The organism is Vreelandella aquamarina, from assembly GCF_900110265.1.
Classification (GTDB): Bacteria; Pseudomonadota; Gammaproteobacteria; order Pseudomonadales; family Halomonadaceae; genus Vreelandella; species Vreelandella aquamarina.
The window spans coordinates 1-2356 of the sequence record NZ_FODB01000107.1 but is presented as its reverse complement, the minus strand read 5'-3'; the positions used below and the strand labels follow the sequence as shown (position 1 = coordinate 2356).

The window sequence follows — 2356 nt, the reverse complement described above, 5'->3', positions numbered from 1 at the left end:
CTGGATGAAGCCGCCGTGAATGATCACAACTCAGTGCCAAGATCGGCACTCCTGGCGGAGTGCTTCGCGGGTGCGCTCCGCTTACGCCGCGCTACGGGTGCCCACCTCAAGTGCCGTAAAACCTACCAACACTGGGCAACTGCACATACCCGTAGCGCGGCGTAACGAATCTTGCGAGGGACGAGCAAATGAGGCACCCGCGAAGGCGGCGAGTAGCCGCCTGGATGAAGCCACCGTGAATGATCATACCTAGGTACCACCATCGGCACTCCTGGCGGAGTGCTTCGCGGGTGCGCTCCGCTTACCACGCGCTACGAGTGTCTGCACATCCCCGTAGCGCGGCGTAACGAAAGAGCGAGAGCAACGAGCGAAAGAGGCACCCGCGAAGGCGGCGGGTAGCCGCCTGGATGAAGGCACCGTGAGTGATCATACCTGGGTGCCACCATCGGCACTCCTGACGGAGTGCTTCGCGGGTGCGCTCCGCTTACGCCGCGCTACGTGAACTACTTACCCTTTCAATACGCCTGATAAAAGCGCGGTGGCGCTTTCGATCAACTCATCCAAATGCTGTGGGCCTTTGAAGCTTTCGGCGTACACTTTGTAGAGCGATTCCGTGCCACTAGGGCGTGCCGCGAACCAGCCGTTTTCGGTGGTGACTTTCAAACCACCAATGGCGGCTTGGTTACCCGGTGCTTTGACCAATACGGCGGTGATGGGGTCGCCTGCCAAGGTGGTGTCGGTGATGCTATCGGCGGTGAGGTTTTTAAATGCGGCTTTCTCTTCTGCGCTGCAGGCGGTATCAACCCGTTTATAGAACGGCTCGCCAAAGCGTTCGGTGAGGGTTTGGTAATACTCACTGGGCGTTTTGCCGGTAACGGCCATAATCTCAGCGGCCAGCAAGCACAGCGCGATACCGTCTTTATCGGTAGACCACGCTTTCCCTTCTTGGGTAAGTAGGCTCGCGCCAGCGCTCTCTTCACCACCAAAGGCTAACCAGCCTTCATGCAGGCCATCCACGAACCACTTGAAGCCAACCGGCACTTCAAACAGCTCACGGTTGTGCGAAGCCACAACGCGGTCGATCATCGAAGAAGAGACCAGCGTTTTACCGATTTTCAGCGAATCGCTCCACTGCGGGCGATGGCTAATCAGGTAATCCACACACACCGCTAAAAAGTGGTTCGGATTCATCAACCCGTTGGCATCCACAATGCCGTGGCGGTCGGCGTCCGGGTCGTTGCCAAAGGCGATATCGAAGCGGTCTTTAATCTTCAGCAGATTCAACATGGCATCCGCGCTGGAGCAGTCCATGCGGATCTTGCCATCGTGATCGGGCGGCATAAAGCTGAAGCTGGCATCAATAGTGGTGTTCACGACTTCCAGGTGCAGGCCGAAATGCTCACCAATCGCCTGCCACACCGGCAACGCCGTGCCACCCATGGGGTCCACGCCCAGAGTTAAGTTAGCTTTTTGAATCGCCGCCATATCCACCACGCTGCCCAACTGCGCTACATAATGCGCGGTGAAGTCATACTCCTGCACCTGGGCCAGCGCCTCTTCCAACGACACCAGAGCAATATCGCTCAGTTGGCACAGCAGGTAGGCATTGGCACGCAGTTCGATCCAGCGGGTCGCTTCGGTATCGGCGGGGCCACCGTGGTACAGGTTGTACTTGATGCCGCCATCTTCCGGCGGATTGTGCGAAGGCGTGATGATCAACCCATCGGCCTTGGCAGCAGGGTCACCCAGCGGGTGCTGAGTGTTGTAATGGATGATGGCCTGGCTGACCAGCGGGGTTGCCGTATAACCATGCCCCTTCTCAACCAACACCGGCACCTGGTTGGCCACCAGCACACGCAGCGCACACTCCCAAGCGGGGCGTGAAAGTGCGTGGGTATCTACGCCCAGAAACAGCGGCCCCTGATAGTTCTCTTCCTTGCGGTAGTCCACCACCGCCTGGGTAATCGCGATGATATGTGCCGCGTTGAACGTACGCTCGGTGGCGCGGCCACGGTGGCCAGACGTACCAAAGGCGATGCGTTCCTTCACGACACTGGCATTCGGCGTTTGCTCATGAAATGCCTGGATAATGGCGTCCATCTGCTTCTCCCTTGCGTGAATCGCCACTCCTGTTGTGCGTTATCCAACGCGCACCTTTCAACATGACGACATGACTCATGAATAAAAACAATTCAAGACTAACCCACACTTTGTTCTGGTCAAGTCAGAGCGGCCACATTTTCAGTAAGCGGTCCAATAACCTTGCAATTACCCACAAGTCGATGATGCATCTGGATTGGCAGCTTGGAATCCAGCAACAAGATCTGCTAAGCGAATGAAGCCTCGCCATAGAACG

The 2356-nt window shown here is 57.2% G+C and carries 1 protein-coding gene; it reads right to left on the bottom strand.

Translation table 11 applies throughout. The features are described from left to right. Window positions 1–507: 507 nt before the first annotated feature. Window positions 508–2100: a phosphoglucomutase (alpha-D-glucose-1,6-bisphosphate-dependent) gene (gene pgm, locus BMY49_RS16955; protein WP_062363697.1), complete on the bottom strand. Its 1593-nt coding sequence runs from the start codon at window positions 2098–2100 to the stop codon at window positions 508–510. Between the last annotated feature and the right edge of the window lie 256 nt (window positions 2101–2356).